Consider the following 1,296-nt stretch of genomic DNA (forward strand, 5'->3'; position numbering starts at 1 on the left):
GTTGCTGCTTTTTTCTTATTAACTCCTATGTTTGTATCCGCCCAGTCAAATTTTCGGCTGGGCTTTTTTTCGCCTGTCGATCAGGCTTTATCTAACACTCTTCAAAAACAAAAAGCCTCCCAAGTGGGAGGCTTTGAGTTACAAATCAGTTAAATACGAAGTTAGTCTTGTGCTTTCTTTGGTAATGAGAAATGCAGTAGAACGTAACCAAGTACCGCTGCAGTAGTTGAGCCCATCAAAATACCTAATCGAGCGTATGTATCAAACTCAGGGCTTACGTTACCGAACGCCAGTGAAGAGATAAAGATCGACATCGTAAAACCGATACCACATAACACTGATACCGCGAAGATATGCTTGAAGTTTATACCCTCTGGTAGCTTCGCAACGCCCAGTTTCACAGCTGCCCAGCTAAAGCTAAAGATGCCTAGAGGTTTACCAATCAATAGACCTAGTGCAATACCTAGAGGCAGCATTGAAGTTAGACCAGACATCGATACGCCTTCTAGCGAGATACCTGCGTTCGCAAATGCAAACAGAGGAAGAATACCAAATGCGACATAAGGGTGAAGAGCATGCTCCATGTGTTTCAGTGGAGAGTGCTCGCCCTGCTTTCCTTTCAGCGGAATCGCAAAACCGATCACTACACCTGCCAATGTTGCGTGAACACCAGACTTAAGTACAGCAAACCACAGAATCGCACCTACAATCATGTACGGTGTTAGCTTGGTGACTTCTTTCGCGTTCAGCATGAACAGTACACCTGTCATTACGAAGCCGACAAGCAATGCCATTGAAGAAAGATCACCGGTGTAGAACAGAGCAATGATGACTACAACACCTAAGTCGTCAATGATCGCAAGAGCCAACAAAAATACTTTTAGGCTCACTGGTACGCGCTTACCAAGTAATGCCATGATACCCAGAGCAAATGCAATGTCTGTCGCCGCAGGAATTGCCCAACCAGAGATCGCTTCAGGGTCATTTGCATTAAAAGCAACGTAAATAAGTGCCGGAGCCAACATACCACCGACCGCAGCAATTGCAGGGAAGATGGCAGTTTCTTTCGATTTTAGCGCGCCTTCAAGCAGCTCGCGCTTTACTTCAAGGCCAATAAGTAGGAAGAACACAGCCATCAGGCCGTCGTTGATCCAGTGAGAAACAGACATACCAAATACATAAGTATGCAGTAGAGATTGATAAGTTTCGCCCAGTGGTGAGTTTGCAATGGTCATCGCAATTGCCGCTGCAATCACGAGAAGAATACCACCTGCGGATTCCATTTTGAAAAAGTCA

The 1,296-nt window shown here is 45.4% G+C and carries 1 protein-coding gene; it reads right to left on the reverse strand.

The window, feature by feature from the left end; all coding sequences use genetic code 11:
• Nucleotides 1-161: 161 nt before the first annotated feature.
• Nucleotides 162-1,296 (reverse strand): Na+/H+ antiporter NhaA (gene nhaA, locus R7070_RS25480; RefSeq protein ID WP_318141422.1); only part of this gene is annotated, 1,135 nt, incomplete at its 5' end.

Origin of the sequence: Vibrio sp. 1557, assembly GCF_033340175.1 — a bacterium.
Lineage (GTDB): Bacteria > Pseudomonadota > Gammaproteobacteria > Enterobacterales > Vibrionaceae > Vibrio > Vibrio alginolyticus.